This window comes from Leuconostoc fallax KCTC 3537 (assembly GCF_000165675.1).
Lineage (GTDB): Bacteria > Bacillota > Bacilli > Lactobacillales > Lactobacillaceae > Leuconostoc_B > Leuconostoc_B fallax.
In genome coordinates this window covers 64196-80782 of sequence record NZ_AEIZ01000015.1, presented here as the reverse complement: position 1 = coordinate 80782, position 16587 = coordinate 64196, and the positions used below count along the sequence as shown (strand labels likewise).

The 16587-nt window shown below is 39.4% G+C and carries 11 protein-coding genes and 3 pseudogenes; all 14 read left to right on the top strand.

Annotated features, from left to right (window positions below):
• Positions 1-62: 62 nt before the first annotated feature.
• The 14 genes and pseudogenes from LEUFL_RS0104070 to LEUFL_RS11380 all read left to right on the top strand — a co-directional run bounded on the left by LEUFL_RS0104070 (position 63) and on the right by LEUFL_RS11380 (position 16547).
• Complete coding sequence (locus LEUFL_RS0104070) at positions 63-1349, top strand: adenylosuccinate synthase (RefSeq protein WP_010007654.1); 1287 nt, start codon at positions 63-65, stop codon at positions 1347-1349.
• Between the two features lie 272 nt (positions 1350-1621).
• Positions 1622-2107: a 5-(carboxyamino)imidazole ribonucleotide mutase gene (gene purE / locus LEUFL_RS0104065; RefSeq protein ID WP_010007653.1), complete on the top strand. Its 486-nt coding sequence runs from the start codon at positions 1622-1624 to the stop codon at positions 2105-2107.
• A pseudogene (purK, locus tag LEUFL_RS11390) lies at positions 2104-3257 on the top strand (5-(carboxyamino)imidazole ribonucleotide synthase). Before purE ends, purK begins: the two are co-directional and overlap by 4 nt.
• 39 nt (positions 3258-3296) lie before the next feature.
• Positions 3297-4001 carry a phosphoribosylaminoimidazolesuccinocarboxamide synthase gene (locus LEUFL_RS0104055; RefSeq protein WP_029508644.1) on the top strand — a complete coding sequence of 235 codons (705 nt, stop codon included), beginning with the start codon at positions 3297-3299 and terminating at the stop codon, positions 3999-4001.
• 46 nt (positions 4002-4047) lie between these two features.
• The gene (purS, locus tag LEUFL_RS0104050) at positions 4048-4317 is read left to right on the top strand and encodes a phosphoribosylformylglycinamidine synthase subunit PurS (RefSeq protein WP_010007647.1); all 270 of its coding nucleotides are present in this window, start codon (positions 4048-4050) and stop codon (positions 4315-4317) included.
• An 8-nt stretch (positions 4318-4325) separates the two neighbouring features.
• On the top strand, positions 4326-5000 hold the full coding sequence (gene purQ, locus LEUFL_RS0104045) for a phosphoribosylformylglycinamidine synthase subunit PurQ (RefSeq protein WP_029508643.1): 675 nt from the start codon (positions 4326-4328) through the stop codon (positions 4998-5000).
• A 29-nt stretch (positions 5001-5029) separates the two neighbouring features.
• A complete protein-coding gene (gene purL / locus LEUFL_RS0104040; protein WP_010007645.1) occupies positions 5030-7276 on the top strand; it encodes a phosphoribosylformylglycinamidine synthase subunit PurL in 2247 nt (748 codons plus the stop codon).
• A 36-nt stretch (positions 7277-7312) separates the two neighbouring features.
• On the top strand, positions 7313-8941 hold the full coding sequence (gene purF / locus LEUFL_RS0104035) for an amidophosphoribosyltransferase (RefSeq protein ID WP_010007644.1): 1629 nt from the start codon (positions 7313-7315) through the stop codon (positions 8939-8941).
• 11 nt (positions 8942-8952) lie between these two features.
• Complete coding sequence (gene purM, locus LEUFL_RS0104030) at positions 8953-10014, top strand: phosphoribosylformylglycinamidine cyclo-ligase (RefSeq protein WP_010007642.1); 1062 nt, start codon at positions 8953-8955, stop codon at positions 10012-10014.
• On the top strand, positions 10008-10616 hold the full coding sequence (gene purN, locus LEUFL_RS0104025) for a phosphoribosylglycinamide formyltransferase (RefSeq protein WP_010007641.1): 609 nt from the start codon (positions 10008-10010) through the stop codon (positions 10614-10616). Before purM ends, purN begins: the two co-directional genes overlap by 7 nt.
• The gene (purH, locus tag LEUFL_RS0104020; RefSeq protein WP_010007640.1) at positions 10613-12139 is read left to right on the top strand and encodes a bifunctional phosphoribosylaminoimidazolecarboxamide formyltransferase/IMP cyclohydrolase; all 1527 of its coding nucleotides are present in this window, start codon (positions 10613-10615) and stop codon (positions 12137-12139) included. Before purN ends, purH begins: the two co-directional genes overlap by 4 nt.
• Before the next feature lie 71 nt (positions 12140-12210).
• On the top strand, positions 12211-13461 hold the full coding sequence (gene purD, locus LEUFL_RS0104015; RefSeq protein ID WP_010007638.1) for a phosphoribosylamine--glycine ligase: 1251 nt from the start codon (positions 12211-12213) through the stop codon (positions 13459-13461).
• A 47-nt stretch (positions 13462-13508) separates the two neighbouring features.
• A pseudogene (locus tag LEUFL_RS11385) lies at positions 13509-15172 on the top strand (formate--tetrahydrofolate ligase).
• Between the two features lie 159 nt (positions 15173-15331).
• Positions 15332-16547 (top strand): annotated as a pseudogene (locus LEUFL_RS11380) (OFA family MFS transporter).
• The last annotated feature ends 40 nt before the right edge of the window (positions 16548-16587 follow it).

The following is a 16587-nucleotide window of genomic DNA, read 5'->3' as shown; positions in this document are numbered from 1 at the left end:
GACGTTGGTTAAAATTAAATAGTTCGTGTTTTATGAATACTAAAAGGTTAGGAAATGCTATAATGTCTGGTGTAATTGTTGTTGGATCTCAATGGGGTGATGAAGGAAAAGGAAAAATCGTTGATTTTTTCGCAGAACATGCTGATGCTGTTGTTCGCTATCAAGGCGGAAATAATGCAGGGCATACCATTTATCATGGTGACACAAAGTTTGAATTATCTGCTTTACCTTCTGGTATTATCACAGAAGGTCAATTAGCCATTTTGGGTAATGGTGTCGTTGTTAACCCGGATGCGTTATTGGCTGAAATTGCGGAAGTTGAAAGCAAAGGTATCTCAATCGAGAATCTACGTATTTCTAACCGTGCTCATGTGATTATGCCTTATCATATTGCTTTGGATAAAGCAGCTGAAGGGGCAACTAACAATCGTATCGGTACAACTAAAAAAGGAATTGGTCCTGCTTATACTGATAAAATTTCTCGAAATGGTATTCGCGTTGCTGATTTAATTGAACCAGAAATATTTGGTGAGTTACTTAAAAGTTACTTACCGCATAAAAATGATGAATTAACAAAATTGTATGGTGAAGCAGCACTTGATTATGATGAAATTTATCAACACTATGTTGAGATGGGTCAGAAGTTAAAGCCATATGTTACAGATACGGCTTATCTTTTGGGAAACTTGATGCGTGATGGTAAGCGTGTCGTCTTTGAAGGTGCACAAGGCGTTATGCTAGATGTTGATCATGGTACTTATCCATATGTGACGTCATCTAATCCTACTGCTGGTGGCGTATTAAATGGTGCTGGCGTTGGTCCAAAGCAAATTCAAGATGTTGTTGGGGTTATTAAGGCCTACACATCACGTGTTGGTGAAGGGCCTTTCCCATCTGAATTATTTGATGAAATTGGTGCTCATATTCGTGAAGTTGGTCATGAATATGGTGTGGTAACAAAACGTCCACGGCGTATTGGTTGGTTAGACACAGTAGCATTGCGCCATGCCGTACAAGTTTCTGGCTTAACAAAGCTAGCAGTGAATTCTTTGGATGTATTGTCTGGACTCAAAGAAGTTAAAATTGTGACTTCATACAACTATAACGGTGAGGAGATTCATCATTTCCCTGCTAGTGATACATGGTTTGAAGGCTTGGATATTAATTGTGAAACATTACCTGGATGGGATGAAGACATTACAGGTATCGATACTTTTGAAGCATTACCTGTTAATGCACAAAACTATTTGAAGCGTATTTCTGAATTATTAGAGGTACCATTATTAAGTTTTGCAGTGGGTCCTAAACCTGAACAAACACATCTACTAGGTGATGTTTGGAAAGCTTAATTTGCTAAAAAGCACTTAACATTGTTAAGTGCTTTTTTAATGTTCGTTTTTAGTTAAAAAGGAAGCGCTTATTTTCTTAACATTCGGATTCGATTATAATTTTATATAAATAGTTCGTTTATAACGAACTATTTTTTATATTGTGAGAAAAATATTATTTTAAAACGAACACATGATAATATATTTTTGGTAAATTATAGTTGTAAACGAACTAGAACACTAATCATATTTTATATAATGATCAATATCATTATAGCGAGGTAAAAAATAAGATGACACAAGTCGCCGTGGTAATGGGATCTAAAAGTGATTGGCCAATTATGAAGCAAACTGTAGAATTGTTAACACAGTTAGGCATTACATATGAGAAACATGTCATATCGGCACATCGGATGCCAGATCAGTTACAAAATTTTGGTAAGCAGGCACAAGACAAAGGACTTCAGGTGATTATTGCCGGTGCAGGCGGTGCGGCGCATTTACCAGGTATGTTGGCTGCTAATACAGTCATTCCAGTTATCGGCGTACCCATACAAACACGTGCCTTAAATGGTTTGGACTCATTGCTTAGCATTGTTCAAATGCCATCAGGTATTCCTGTCGCGACAGTTGCAATTGGTGAAGCAGGCGCTAAGAATGCTGCAATATTAGCCGCACAGATTGTGGGGTTGAGTAGTGAAAATGTGACATCGTTGCTTCAAAAATTTAGACAGCAACAAACGCAAGCTTCAATTGAAAGTGAGGCTGACCTGGTATGATCAAAAAAACAGATGCAAATGTTATTTTACCACCAGCAACGATTGGCATTATTGGTGGTGGTCAGCTTGGGCGAATGATGGCGCTAGCAGCTAAGCCAATGGGTTATCGTGTTGGTATTTTAGACCCGACACCTGATAGTCCAGCTGGACAGGTAGCTGATTTTCAAATTACGGCTGAATATAACGATGCAACAGCATTAGCTAAATTAGCAGATGAAAGTGATGTCATCACTTATGAGTTTGAGAATGTTGATCAAAATGCTTTAAGTCAACAAAGCAATGTACGTATCCCTCAAGGTATTGCATTATTGGATATTACCAGTAATCGGATACAAGAAAAACATTTATTCGCGATGAAGCGCAGGTACCTGTTGCTGATTTCGTTGAAATTAAAACGCCAGCTGACTTAGAAAAAGCAATTCTAAGCATGGGAACACCATTAATTCTCAAAACAACCAGTGGTGGCTATGATGGACATGGTCAATGGGATATCAATGATATAGCTGATTTAGCAGAAATGAAAAAGCACTGGCCCAACGCACAATTAATTGTAGAAAAGAAAATTCAATTTACCCGAGAGGTGAGTGTTATGGTCACGCGTTCAGCCAATGGCGATATTACAACTTGGCCCATTGCTGAAAATAACCATCAACATCATATTTTGAAGACCAGTCTAGCGCCGGCTAATATATCACATCAGTTAGCACAAAAAATTGAAGATATTGCAACAAAGATTGCAACAGCATTATCTTTGCGTGGCGTCTTGGGTGTTGAGTTGTTTATTAATGAATCAACTGAAGAAATTTGGGTCAACGAACTAGCACCACGACCACATAATTCTGGACACTATAGTATTGAAGCAACGACTATTTCTCAATTTGAAGGACATATCCGCAGTATTGTCGGCTTACCGATACCACAAATTGAATGTTTTAAACCAGCATTGATGTTAAATTTACTCGGAGACGAACTCATTCAAGCACGTCAAGCATTAGCCAATCATCCAGAATGGCATTTCCATGATTATGGTAAAGCAGTCGTCAAGCAACATCGTAAAATGGGGCATATCACTGTTTTGGGTGAGGATAACATCGCAAAGTTATTAAATTGGGCAGCAACACATCAGGAAGGAACTGAAGATGAGCAGTGAAAAATTTGAATTAGATGGTCAATTCATTGAAAAAAAGCACTGAAGTATGAAGGTAAGGCCAAACAGGTCTTTGCAACGAATAATGCTGATGTTTTATGGGTGCATTATATGGATCAAGTGACTGCCTTAAACGGTAAGCTGAAAGAAGACTTCCCAGAAAAAGGGCACTTCAACAATTTAATTAGTAACTTATTATTCGATTATCTCACGCAATCTGGTATTGCTAATCATTGGTTAGCTAATATTTCTGAAACAGATCAGTTAGTAAAACGGGTTGATATTATTCCTATTGAAGTTGTGACTAGAAATTACGCATCAGGGCATTTTGTTAGTCGTTTTGATGTTAAGCCAATGATGCCATTAACACCAACTGTCCAAGAATTTTATTATAAGTCTGATGCATTGGATGATCCGTTTATGAATGATTCACAAATTCTTGCTTTAAAGCTTGCCACCAAAGAAGAGCTAACTGATTTACGCATATACGCACGACAAGTCAATGAAAAGCTTGTTGCCCTGTTTAAAAATATTGGCATTACGTTGGTAGACTTTAAGCTGGAGTTTGGCCGGACAGCAGATCATCAAATTCTATTAGCTGATGAAATTTCACCAGATACAATGCGGTTAGTTGATCAATCAACAGGGGAATCATTAGACAAGGATGTCTTCCGTAAACATCAAGGTGACTTGCGTGTTGGCTATCAAGAAGTATTGAATCGCTTAGAACAGTTTCTAAACCAGTAATCAATGATCACATACGAAAATGGATAATATTCCAAGGAGAATAAAGATGTATCTTGCAAAAATTTATGTTACCTACAAGCCCTCTATTTTAGATCCCCAAGGTGAAGTGATTAAGTCTGCATTGAAGCGTATGGACTATTCTGGTATTGAAAAAGTTAGCCAAGGTAAGTACTTTGAGGTGAAATTTAATGCACGTGATGTCGATGCAGCTGCTCAAATCGTTGAATCCTTTACGGACGCATTATTGATTAACCAAAATACTGAAACATATCGCTACGATTTAACTCTGGTAACAGATGAGGTAAAAGCCCAATGATGAATAAAATACGTGCTGCAGTCATTAGCTTTCCAGGCTCTAATTGTGACGATGACATGTTGTATGCATTGCAAGATTTTGATATTGATGCCGATATTGTGGACGCAAGACAAGCATCATTAAGCGGTTATAATGCGATACTTTTACCAGGTGGCTTTTCGTATGGTGATTACTTACGCACAGGTGCTATTGCACGATTTTCACCAATTATGTCGGCGGTTGCACAAGCAGCCAATGAAGGTAAATTGATTGTCGGTATTTGTAATGGTTTTCAAATTTTAACCGAAGCTGGCTTGCTACCTGGACAGTTGTTAATGAACGAGCGACCTGGCTTTATCTGTGAAGAAGTTGCTATAACAGTTGCTAACCACCAAACAAGCTTCTCAAGTGATTATGCGCAACAAGAAACCGTCATATTACCTATTGCCCATGGTGAGGGAAATTATTATGCGGATCCGGAAACGTTAGAACGCTTGGAACAGCACGGTCAAGTCGTCTTTCGTTACGCGCAAAATGTGAATGGCTCTCTTAATAATATTGCTGGCATTATGAATGAAAAAGGAAATGTTTTTGGTATGATGCCACATCCAGAACGTGCAGTTGATGCCTTGACGGGTAATACAGATGGTCGGCAATTCTTTAAGAGTATCGTCAATAGTATTTTAAGTACAGTTGCTAAATAATTTGAACAGCATATTTTAGGAGATAAGTCATGCCCAAAAAGCCTTTAAATCCCATGGCAAATGAAGCAACGCCTGAACAGGTACGTGATCACAAAATTTATGAACAATGGGGATTAACTGAAAAAGAATATGCACTCATTGTGAAGACAATAGGTCGTTTACCTAATTATACAGAGACAGGTATTTTCTCTGGTATGTGGTCAGAGCACGTGTCATATAAGAAGTCTAAGCCAGCTTTACGCAAATTTTGGTCTCAAAATGATCGGGTTTTGCAAGGCCCTGGAGAAGGGGCTGGTATTTTAGATATTGGCGATAACCAAGCAGTCGTCTTTAAAGCTGAAAGTCATAATCATCCTTCATTTGTAGAACCATACGAAGGCGCAGCTACGGGTGTCGGCGGTATTTTAAGAGATATTTTCTCGATGGGTGCACAGCCCATTGCAATATTAGACTCTCTGCGTTTTGGTGAACTAGAAAATTCGCGTACCAAGCATATTGTTGATGGTGTGATTGCAGGAATTGCTGGTTATGGTAATGCTATCGGTATTCCAACTGTTGGTGGTGAAATTAGTTTTGACGATGTTTATGCTGGTAATCCATTGGTGAATGTTATGGCAGTTGGACTCATGGATCAAGCGGCTATGCAAGTTGGACAAGCCAAAGGTGTTGGTAACTCAATCATTTATGTTGGTGCTAAAACAGGCCGTGATGGTATTAACGGGGCAACCTTCGCTAGTGCTGAATTTTCATCTGAAGCAGCTTCAGATCGTTCAGCCGTGCAAGTAGGCGACCCATTCTTAGAAAAGCTAGTTATGGATGCGACTTTACGTGTCATTCGTGAACATGCTGATAAAGTTGTGGGTATTCAGGACATGGGCGCTGCAGGATTAGTATCTTCTAGTTCTGAAATGGCTGCCAAAGCTGGTATGGGCATTGATCTGAATTTAGATCTTGTGCCACAACGTGAAGCAAATATGACGCCGTACGAACTGATGTTGTCTGAATCACAGGAGCGTATGTTACTCGTTGTCACTAAGGGACAAGAAAAAGCAGTGATGGATATTTTCCAGGACATGGATCTTGATGCTGTGATTATTGGTCAAGTCACTGATGATGGCCGTTATCGTTTACGCTTTATGGATGAAGTCGTTGCTGATGTGGATGTTGAGTTTTTGACAAATCCACCTAAACAAGATTTACCACAAACAAAGCCACAACGCTTATTGTCAGCACATCAAGAACAATTTGTACCAGACGTAGTTGATGCAACAGCGACATTGAAACAATTATTAGCACAACCAACAATCGCTTCAAAAGCTGAATTATTTAGACATTTTGATTCACAAGTCCGCGCTGATACAGTTGTGAAACCGGGTGGTGACGCTGCTGTCGTTCGAATTCGTGGTACTAAAAAAGCATTAGCAATGACGACTGATGTTAATGCGCGTTATCTCTACTTGAACCCACGCATTGGTGCAAAAATGGCTGTAGCTGAAGCAGCTCGAAATATTGTTGCCACTGGTGCATTGCCTATTGGAATTACAGATGGTTTGAACTTTGGTTCACCAGATAATCCTGACGTCTACTATGAATTGCACGAATCAGTTGAAGGCATTACCGAAATTGCTAAGCAATTGAACACACCAATTATTTCTGGAAATGTGAGCCTTTATAATGAAACAGATGGTACAGCCATTTATCCAACACCAATGATTGGTATGGTTGGTTTGATTGAAGATAATCGTTATATCACAACGTCGTTCTTTAAAAAACCAGGGGATGTTATTTATTTAATCGGTGACACGCAAGACAGTTTCAATGGTAGTGAAATTCAAAAGCTGCAAACGCAACAAATTAGCGGTCAACTTTTTGAATTTGACGAACAAGCAGAAATCGCTAATCAAGGTTTTGTCTTAGATGCTATCCATGCTGGCTTAATCGAGAGTGCGCATGATTTAAGTGAAGGCGGATTGGCTGTAAGCTTAGTTGAAAGTGCAATTAAAAATAATCTAGGTATTGATGCCACTTTTGCTGGTAGTACATCACAACTCTTTGCCGAAACGGCTGGTCGCTTTATTGTGAGTGTTGCTGCTTCAAATGTTAAAACATTTGAAGCATTAGTACAAAATCATGATGTCTCAGTTTCTGAAATTGGAGAAGTAACTGCCACTGATCTCATCAATATCGGTACTGATCAGGGGCAAGTTATTGCATTACCAGTAGCAACTGCTAAAGACATTTATTTGCATAGTATTTCTGAAATGATGAAAGATTAAAAATGATACAGAACACTTGTTTTGGAGAAAATAATAATGAAACACAATGAACATGTATCACAGATTAACACTGGCGATGCCCATAGTGCTGAAGTTGAGCGGGCTTTAGATTTAAATACAAAATCACTTAATGAAGAATGTGGTATTTTTGGCGTTTGGGGACGTGATGATGCTGCACAAATTACTTATTATGGCTTGCATGCTTTGCAACATCGTGGACAAGAGGGAGCAGGCATAGTATCCAATGATGCTGGTCATTTATGGCAAGAACGTGGCCTCGGTTTACTTTCTGATGTCTTTCGTGACACAGCCCATATTGAAGCACTTCAAGGGACGGCAGCTATTGGTCATGTGCGATATGCAACAGCTGGTTCACATGGCGTTGAGAACATACAGCCACTAATGGCTAATTTTCATGATATGCAAATCGCTTTAGCGCATAATGGTAATTTAACTAATGCGTTATCGTTACGCCGTGAATTAGAACAACAGGGTGCAATTTTTCAATCTTCTTCCGATTCAGAAATTTTATTGCATTTAATTCGACGTTCAAAAGCAGATAGCTTTACAGATAAAATAAAAGAGGCCTTAGGTAAAATTCGAGGTGGATTCGCTTATTTACTGTTAACGCCTACAGCAATGTATGCTGTGCTAGATCCGCATGCCTTTCGACCATTTGTCATTGGACAGATGCCTGATGGTAACTATATTGTGACCTCTGAAACGGCTGCTTTGAGTGTTGTTGGTGCAAAATTTGTGCGTGATGTTCAGCCAGGTGAATTGATTACAATTGATGATGAGGGAATCACCATCGATACTTATACGACTAAAACAACACTTAATATTGATGCCATGGAATATATTTATTTTGCGCGACCAGATTCAAATATCTATGGGGTCAATGTTCATCAAGCGCGTAAGCGAATGGGATTGGCATTAGCTAAAGAACAACCAGTGCCTGATGCTGACGTTGTGGTTGGTGTTCCAAATTCAAGTTTAAGTGCGGCAATTGGTTATGCTGAGGGTGCTGGTATTCCCAATGAAATGGGATTAGTTAAAAATCAATATATCGCTCGCACCTTTATTGAACCAACACAAGATAAAAGAGAACGTGCTGTTCGGATGAAATTGAGTGTTGTTGATGACGTGGTACGTGGTAAAAACATTGTGTTAATTGATGATTCGATTGTACGTGGGACAACATCTATGTATATTGTACGTATGTTGAAAGAGGCTGGTGCTAAGTCAGTTCACGTGAGAATAGCTAGTCCAGTTTTCAAATTCCCATCTTTTTACGGCATTGATATGCAAACGACCAAAGAACTTCTAGGTGCTAATCATTCTATTGAATCAATGACGCGTATGATTGAAGCAGACTCTTTAGCTTTTCTTAGTGTTAACGCACTAATTAAAGCTATTGACCTACCTTATCATGGTGAAGGATCTGGCTTGACAACGGCTTACTTTGATGGACAATACCCAAGCCCAATTTATGATTATGCGCAATCCCTACAAACTTTTGTAGACAAAGGAGAAGTAACTTTCGCACCGGAACCTACTACAACTTATCATCCCCGACAAGTTGCTTCATTGCATAATCAAGAATTTTTACCGGATGGTACTATCCATGCAAATCCGCAGTGTGCAAAAACCAATATTTCATAAGGAGCAAATACGTGGCAAATCAAATCAATGATAATGAACAAAATGCTTACCAAAAAGCGGGTGTCGATATTGCAGCAGGTGAACGGGCTGTTGAATTAATGCAATCGGCTGTAGCCGATACATACACACCAGAAGTGATAAACGGTCTTGGTGGCTTTGGTGCGGCTTATGCCTTAGGGTCTAACTATCAAGATCCCGTATTAGTATCTGGGTCCGACGGTGTGGGCACTAAGTTATTGTTGGCAATTGCAGCTCAGCGACATGATACGATCGGGCAAGATTTAGTGGGAATGGTAGCTAACGATATCCTAGTACAGGGTGCTAAGCCAGCCTTTATGCTTGATTACTTAGCAGTAGATAAGATGCGCCCAGAAGTTGTTGCTGAAATTGTCACTGGCATTGCTAAGGCTTCTAAAGCTTCTGGTATGGCTTTAATTGGTGGAGAAAGTGCAGAATTGCCTGGCTTGTATGCTAAAAATCATTATGATTTAGCTGCATTTGCAGTGGGTGTTGCTGAGCGTCAACAATTGTTGAACCCACAAACTGTTTCAGCAGGAGACGTCTTGATTGGTTTGCCATCATCGGGTATTCATTCTAATGGCTATTCACTGGTGAGACATGTACTTGGTATTCAAGATAACGAAGATTTTCAACAATTAGATTCTGATATGCAAGAGGTACTATTAACACCAACACGCCTTTATGCAGAAACTGTCTGGCCTTTGATTGAAGCAGGTTTAATTAAATCAGCGGCGCATATTACAGGCGGCGGAATCGTCGAAAATCTGCCACGTGCTTTACCAACCAATGTACTTGCCAAAATTGAATGGGGATCATGGCCAATTTTACCAATATTTAATACATTGCAAACACGAGGTAACCTATCATTAGATGATATGTTGCTGACATTTAATAATGGTTTGGGTATGATTCTTGTTGTAGCAGCTGATCAAGTTGAGGTAGCTATGGCACAATTAACGCAACACGATCAGGAAGCCTATGTTATTGGCACGGTTGCTAATTGTGACAATCAAGAGCCTCAGGTTAAGTTTACTGGGGATGCACCATGGTAAATATTGGGAACAAAGAGCGTGAGGTGCGACTGGCTGTTTTCGCTTCTGGAACTGGCACTAATTTTAAGGCATTGCAAGCAGCTATTGCATCACGTCGCTTTAATGCCAAAATTGTGCGATTAATTGTTGATAAAGAAAATACAGGTGCTAGTCACTTAGCTGAACAGTTTGGCATTCCGATCACAGTGATCCGCTATGCTGATTTTGCTAACAAGGTAGATGCTGAAATTCATATTATTCAACAACTTCAAGCAGATCAGGTTGATGGTATTTTATTAGCAGGATATATGCGTATTTTGACCACAACATTGCTAGACGCATTTCCTCAAAAGATTATTAATATTCATCCAGCATGGTTACCACATTTTCCTGGGCGGCATGGCATACAAGATGCATTTGATGCTCATGTTCAAGAAACAGGCGTAACCATTCATTATGTTGATTCTGGTGTTGATACCGGTACGATTGTTGCACAGCAAAAAGTACCCAGATATTCAACTGATACATTAGAAACGTTAGAACAGCGGATACATCAAGTTGAACATACTTTGTATCCTGATACACTTGAAAAATTATTAGATGAAGGAGTATTTTTAAAATGACACGTGCATTGTTAAGTGTTTCCGATAAGACAGGGCTTGTACCTTTCGCGCAAAAGTTAATTGAATTAGGTTATGAATTGGTTTCAACGGGTGGTACACATCGCGTACTTGCTGACGCTGGATTGTCAGTAACGTCAATCGATGATGTAACAGGCTTTCCTGAAATGTTAGATGGTCGTGTTAAGACATTGCATCCTCGTGTACATGCTGGTCTATTAGCACGTCGTGATTTGCCAGAACATATGGCTAAGTTATCAGAATTTGACATTACACCAATTGACATGGTTGTTGTTAATTTGTATCCTTTCAAGTCCACTATTCAAAAAGAAGGTGTGACAGAAGCGGAAGCTATTGAAAATATTGATATTGGTGGCCCTTCCATGTTGCGTTCAGCTGCCAAAAATTTTGCAGCTGTATTGCCAATTGTTGATCCATCAGACTATGATATCGTCATCGAAAAGTTGCAGGAAAAAACGATCGATGGTGATTTTCGTAAGTTACTTGCAGCAAAAGTTTTCCAACATACAGCTGCTTATGATGCGTTAATTGCCAATTATTTGACCAAAACAGAATTCCCGCAGTCTTTGACATTACCTTATGATAAGTTTGATGATATGCGTTATGGTGAAAATCCTCATCAAGCTGCAGCAGTTTATAAAACAGCCTTGCCAGAGACATATTCTGTGCTTAACGCCGAAATTTTACACGGCAAGCAACTCAGTTATAATAATATTCGCGATGCAGATGCTGCATTACGTATTATTTCAGAATTTGAAGACACGACGGTTGTTACAGTTAAGCACATGAATCCTGCTGGCATAGGGCAAGGTGATACGGTTGAAGCTGCATGGGATAATGCTTTTGCGGCTGATGATATTTCTATTTTTGGTGGTATCGTGGCCTTGAACCGTGAAGTCGATGTTGCAACTGCTGAAAAAATGCACGCCATTTTCTTAGAAATTATTATTGCGCCTAGTTTTACACCTGAAGCTTATGAAATTTTGGCTGCAAAAAAGAACTTACGTTTGCTAACACTACCATTTAGTACAGACGTGCCACAAAAGTTAGAAGTAACCAGTGTTCTTGGTGGCCTCGTTGTGCAAGAACGTGATTTATTGAGTGAAAACCAAGCTGACTTTGAAGTGGTTTCTCAAGCACAGCCAACAGCAGAACAACTTGAAGCAATGGTTTTTGCACAGAAAGCTGTTAAGCATGTGAAGTCCAATGCGATTGTTGTTGCGCGTCAGGGCCAGACATTGGGTATTGGTGCGGGTCAACCTAATCGTATTGATTCTGTAGTGATGTCTATTGAAAAAGCAAGTCAAAAGCCTGGCTTTGACACGGCCGTATTGGCTTCGGATGCTTTCTTCCCAATGAATGATTCAGTTGCATATGCTGCTGAACACGGCATCAAAGCAATTGTTGAACCGGGTGGGTCGATTAAAGATAAAGATTCGATTGCTAAAGCAGACGAATTAGGGATTGTATTAGTCTTCAGTGGTAAACGTCACTTTAAACATTAATAATGATTTGATTTTATCATGCTTCAAAATCCAATAATCAGGATTTTGACTACATAATTTAGGGGAAGATCATGGCAAAAGTTTTGATTGTGGGTTCTGGTGCTCGAGAGCATGCATTAGCTCAAACATTTTTACGAAGTTCAATCGTGAGTCAGGTATATGTTGCGCCGGGAAATGATGGCATGACAGATGAAAATCTTGTCAGATTAGATATTCAAGCCAATGCAACAACAGCATTAATTGAAACAGTAAAAAATAATCATATTGATTTAACCTTTGTCGGCAATGAAGAACCCTTGACATTAGGGATTGTCGATTGTTTCCAAGAAGCCGGGTTAACAATTTTTGGTCCTAATGCGGTTGCAGCACAACTAGAGGGGTCTAAAGATTTTACAAAATCATTGCTGCATAAGTATCATATTCCAACTGCTAATTCCGCTACCGTAACATCTTTAACGGCCGCACAGTCGACTTTGTCCAAATTTGGATTACCAATTGTCTTTAAACTGGATGGTTTGGCATTGGGTAAAGGCGTTACAATTATTAACGATGTAGCACAGGCAGAGGACTATTTATCTGATGTATACACGCGTGATGCTGCAGCAAAATTAGTGATTGAAGAATATCTTGATGGTGTAGAATTTTCAATTTTCTCATTAGTTGGGGAAAATGGCGTTGTCACGCATGCCCCTATTGCGCAGGATCATAAACGTCGATTTGATGGCGATAAGGGACCTAATACTGGTGGTATGGGTGCTTACAGTCCAGTACGTTGGCTGAGTGACGCTGTGCGTGATCGCGCAATTTCAGAACTTGTGATGCCAACCATTGCAGCTATGGCTAACGAGGGTACCCCATTTATAGGGGTATTATATACCGGTGTTATGTTGACACAAGATGGGCCTAAAGTGATTGAGTTCAATGTCCGTTTTGGTGATCCAGAAGCACAAGTTGTGTTACCACAGTTGACATCTGATTTCTATCAATTAATTATGGACTTGCTCAATGGCAATCAACCTGTAGCCGAGTGGCAAGATAGTGATGTTTATGTTGGCGTGGTTTTGGCTGCTGCAGGATATCCCCAAGCACCAATTAAAGGCGCAAAAGTGCCAACAGCTGATGAGATTACGCCATTAATTATTAATTTTGCAGGTGTTAAAGCCGGTGTTGCTAGCGGTGGTCGTGTAGCGACTGTTGTGGCACATGACATGAATACGACATTGGCGCAACAAAAAGTTTATAATAAATTAGACCAATTGGGCACTGATTTACAGTATCGGCATGATATTGCTTATCAAGCCATACAACATGAAGTAAAATAATAGGTCAACAATCGTGACACATCATTATTGAGCGAGGAATTTAAAAGATGCAAACAGACATTGAAATTGCACAATCAGCAACAATTACCCCAATTATTGAAATAGCCAAGTCAGCCGGTTTAGCGACACATGAAATTGAACCTTATGGTTATGATAAGGCAAAAATAAAGCTTGATGACGATGTTGAACGTAAAACGCAACTTGGGAAATTGATTTTAGTAACATCAATTAATCCCACACCGGCTGGTGAAGGGAAATCAACGGTGACAGTTGGATTAGCTGATGCATTGCAATTAGCGCATAAAAAACGATGATTGCCTTACGTGAACCATCATTAGGACCAGTGATGGGGATGAAAGGCGGTGCTACTGGTGGGGGCTATTCTCAAGTCATCCCCATGGCTGATATTAATTTACACTTTACTGGGGATTTTCATGCATTAACTGCTGCACATAATATGTTAGCAGCCACGCTAGATAACAGCATTTATCAAGGGAATCCTTTAAATATCGATCCAAGAAGAATCCTTTGGAAACGTGTTTTGGATATTAATGATCGTGCTTTGCGGCATGTGACCATTGGGTTAGGTGGCCCTACAAGCGGTGTACCACGTGAAGATGGCTTTGATATTACTGTAGCTTCCGAATTGATGGCTATTTTAACACTATCAACGAATTTGCAAGACTTAAAAAATAGAATTAAGCGTATTGTCGTCGGATATACTTATGATAAAGAACCAGTGATGGTTGAAGATCTGCACGTTGCAGGTGCTTTAACAACTTTACTTAAAGATGCAATTAAGCCTAACTTAGTACAAACATTAGCACATACGCCTACCATTATTCATGGTGGTCCTTTTGCCAATATTGCGCAAGGAACTAACTCGGTTCTGGCAACAAAAACGGCACTTAAATTAGCTGATTATGTAGTTACAGAAGGTGGTTTTGGCGCTGATTTAGGTGGCGAGAAGTTCTTAGATGTCAAAGTGCCTATTTTGGGTAAAACGCCTGATACAATTGTTATCGTAGCAACCATTCGTGCGCTAAAGCATCATGGGGGTGTTGCACTAGACGATTTGAATACTGAGAACCTTGAGGCTTTGCAAGTCGGTTTAGAAAATTTGGGTAGACATATACAATCAATGCAGCGCTATGGGGTACCTGTTGTTGTGGCGATTAATCGTTTTACAGCTGATACCGATGCAGAAATGCAAACTATAAAGGCCTATACACAACACTTTAACGTAGAAGCTTATACCAGTGATGTGTGGGCCAAAGGTGGTTTGGGTGCGACTGAACTTGCCCAAGCAGTAGTTGAAAAAGCAAATCAGGTATCTGATTTTAAACCTTTATATGCAACAGAAGATACAGCAGTCGAGAAGTTAAACAAAATCGTTCAAACCATTTATGGCGGACAAGGCGTTGAATTAAGTGCTAAAGCAGAAAAGCAGTTATTAGAATTTGCAAAGTATGGTTGGGATAAATTACCCATTATTATGGCTAAGACGCAATACTCACTATCTGATAATGCTAAAAAACTTGGGGCACCAAGAGATTTTGTTATTCATGTCCGTGAGTTTGTCCCTAAGTTGGGAGCAGGATTCTTAGTAGCGCTAACGGGGTCAATTTTAACCATGCCAGGGTTACCTAAACATCCTGCTGCATATGACATCGATATTGATGAATCTGGCACGATTACTGGATTGTTTTAATGGTAAAGAATACATATAAAAAACACGAATGTCAATATTCTAATATTCGTGTTTTTTATTTATTATAATGGTTTAATGTTAAAATTATACGTGTTTTGTTTACAATTTAAACTTATTATGATTAAATGATAAGATAAACAAGTGATGGGAGAAGGTTTAATGGAAAACAAATGGGTACGAGCGGCGCTACCAGCATTATTAATTCACGGGAGTATCGGCACCGTCTATGCCTGGAGTGTTTTTAAGCAAGCTGTTGCGGACTATATTGGCGCATCGGTACCTAATGTTGAATGGGCATTTTCAATTGCAATTCTATTCTTAGGCTTATCTGCCGCAGCATTAGGCCATTTTGTTGAGCAGGATATTAAAAAGTCGGCACTCTTGTCCACGTTATTTTTGTGGTTGGGATGATTGGCACAGGTATAAGTATTCAGCAAAAGTCGCTCATTGGTATTTATATTTTTTATGGCGTCATTATGGGGATTGGTCTTGGTATTGGCTATTTAACGCCAGTAAAAATTTAATGCTATGGTTTAAAGATAATAAGGGCCTTGGTACTGGACTAGCAGTTGCTGGCTTTGGTTTAGCAAAAATGATCTTTTCACCAATTATGATGCGGCTACAGACGAGTGTTGGCCTGTGGCAGATGTTTATTGTGTTAGCTATTGTATTTGCAGTGATGATGTTGATTGGTTCTGTGCTGATTAGAAAACCACTCGATTGGCATGAAAAGCCACTTAAAAACAAGTTTAATCCAGTACAATTAGTTAAAAATACTAATTTCATTGGTATATGGTTAATGTTTTATCTGAATATTACTGCTGGATTAGCGATTATTTCACAAGAAAAGGATATTTTAGCTGGCCTAACCAATACGAATAATGTAGCTGTTTTCTCAGTTGGCGCCATTGCAACAGTTGTTAGTATTGATGCATTCTTCAATGCAGCAGGTCGAATTGGTTTTGCAACACTATCTGATCGATTGCTAGACCGTAACACTGTTTATCGTGTTATCTTTGCAATATCATTAGTGATGTCATTATTGGCATATTTCCTACCAAATACCAGCGGATTGATGCCAATTGTACTTGTGGCAGCATTCTTCTTAATTAACGCTGGTTATGGTGGTGGTTTCTCAGCCTTACCACCATTATTAGCAGATCGATTTGGAATGCATGCCATTTCTAAAATTCATGGTATTGCCTTGACGGCATGGGCAGCGGCTGGTTTATCAGGTAATCAATTAGCAAGTTTTATTGTTCATGGTTTGAATATGGATTATCAAATTGTGTTTGTTGCTATTGCTGTTTTGTACGCTATTGCCTTTTTGGTTTCGATGGTGGTTGTTAAACCAACGCAAACATTAATCAATTAAACGGTTACAAACTTAACGTTCGTTTAAGATGAATAAAAAG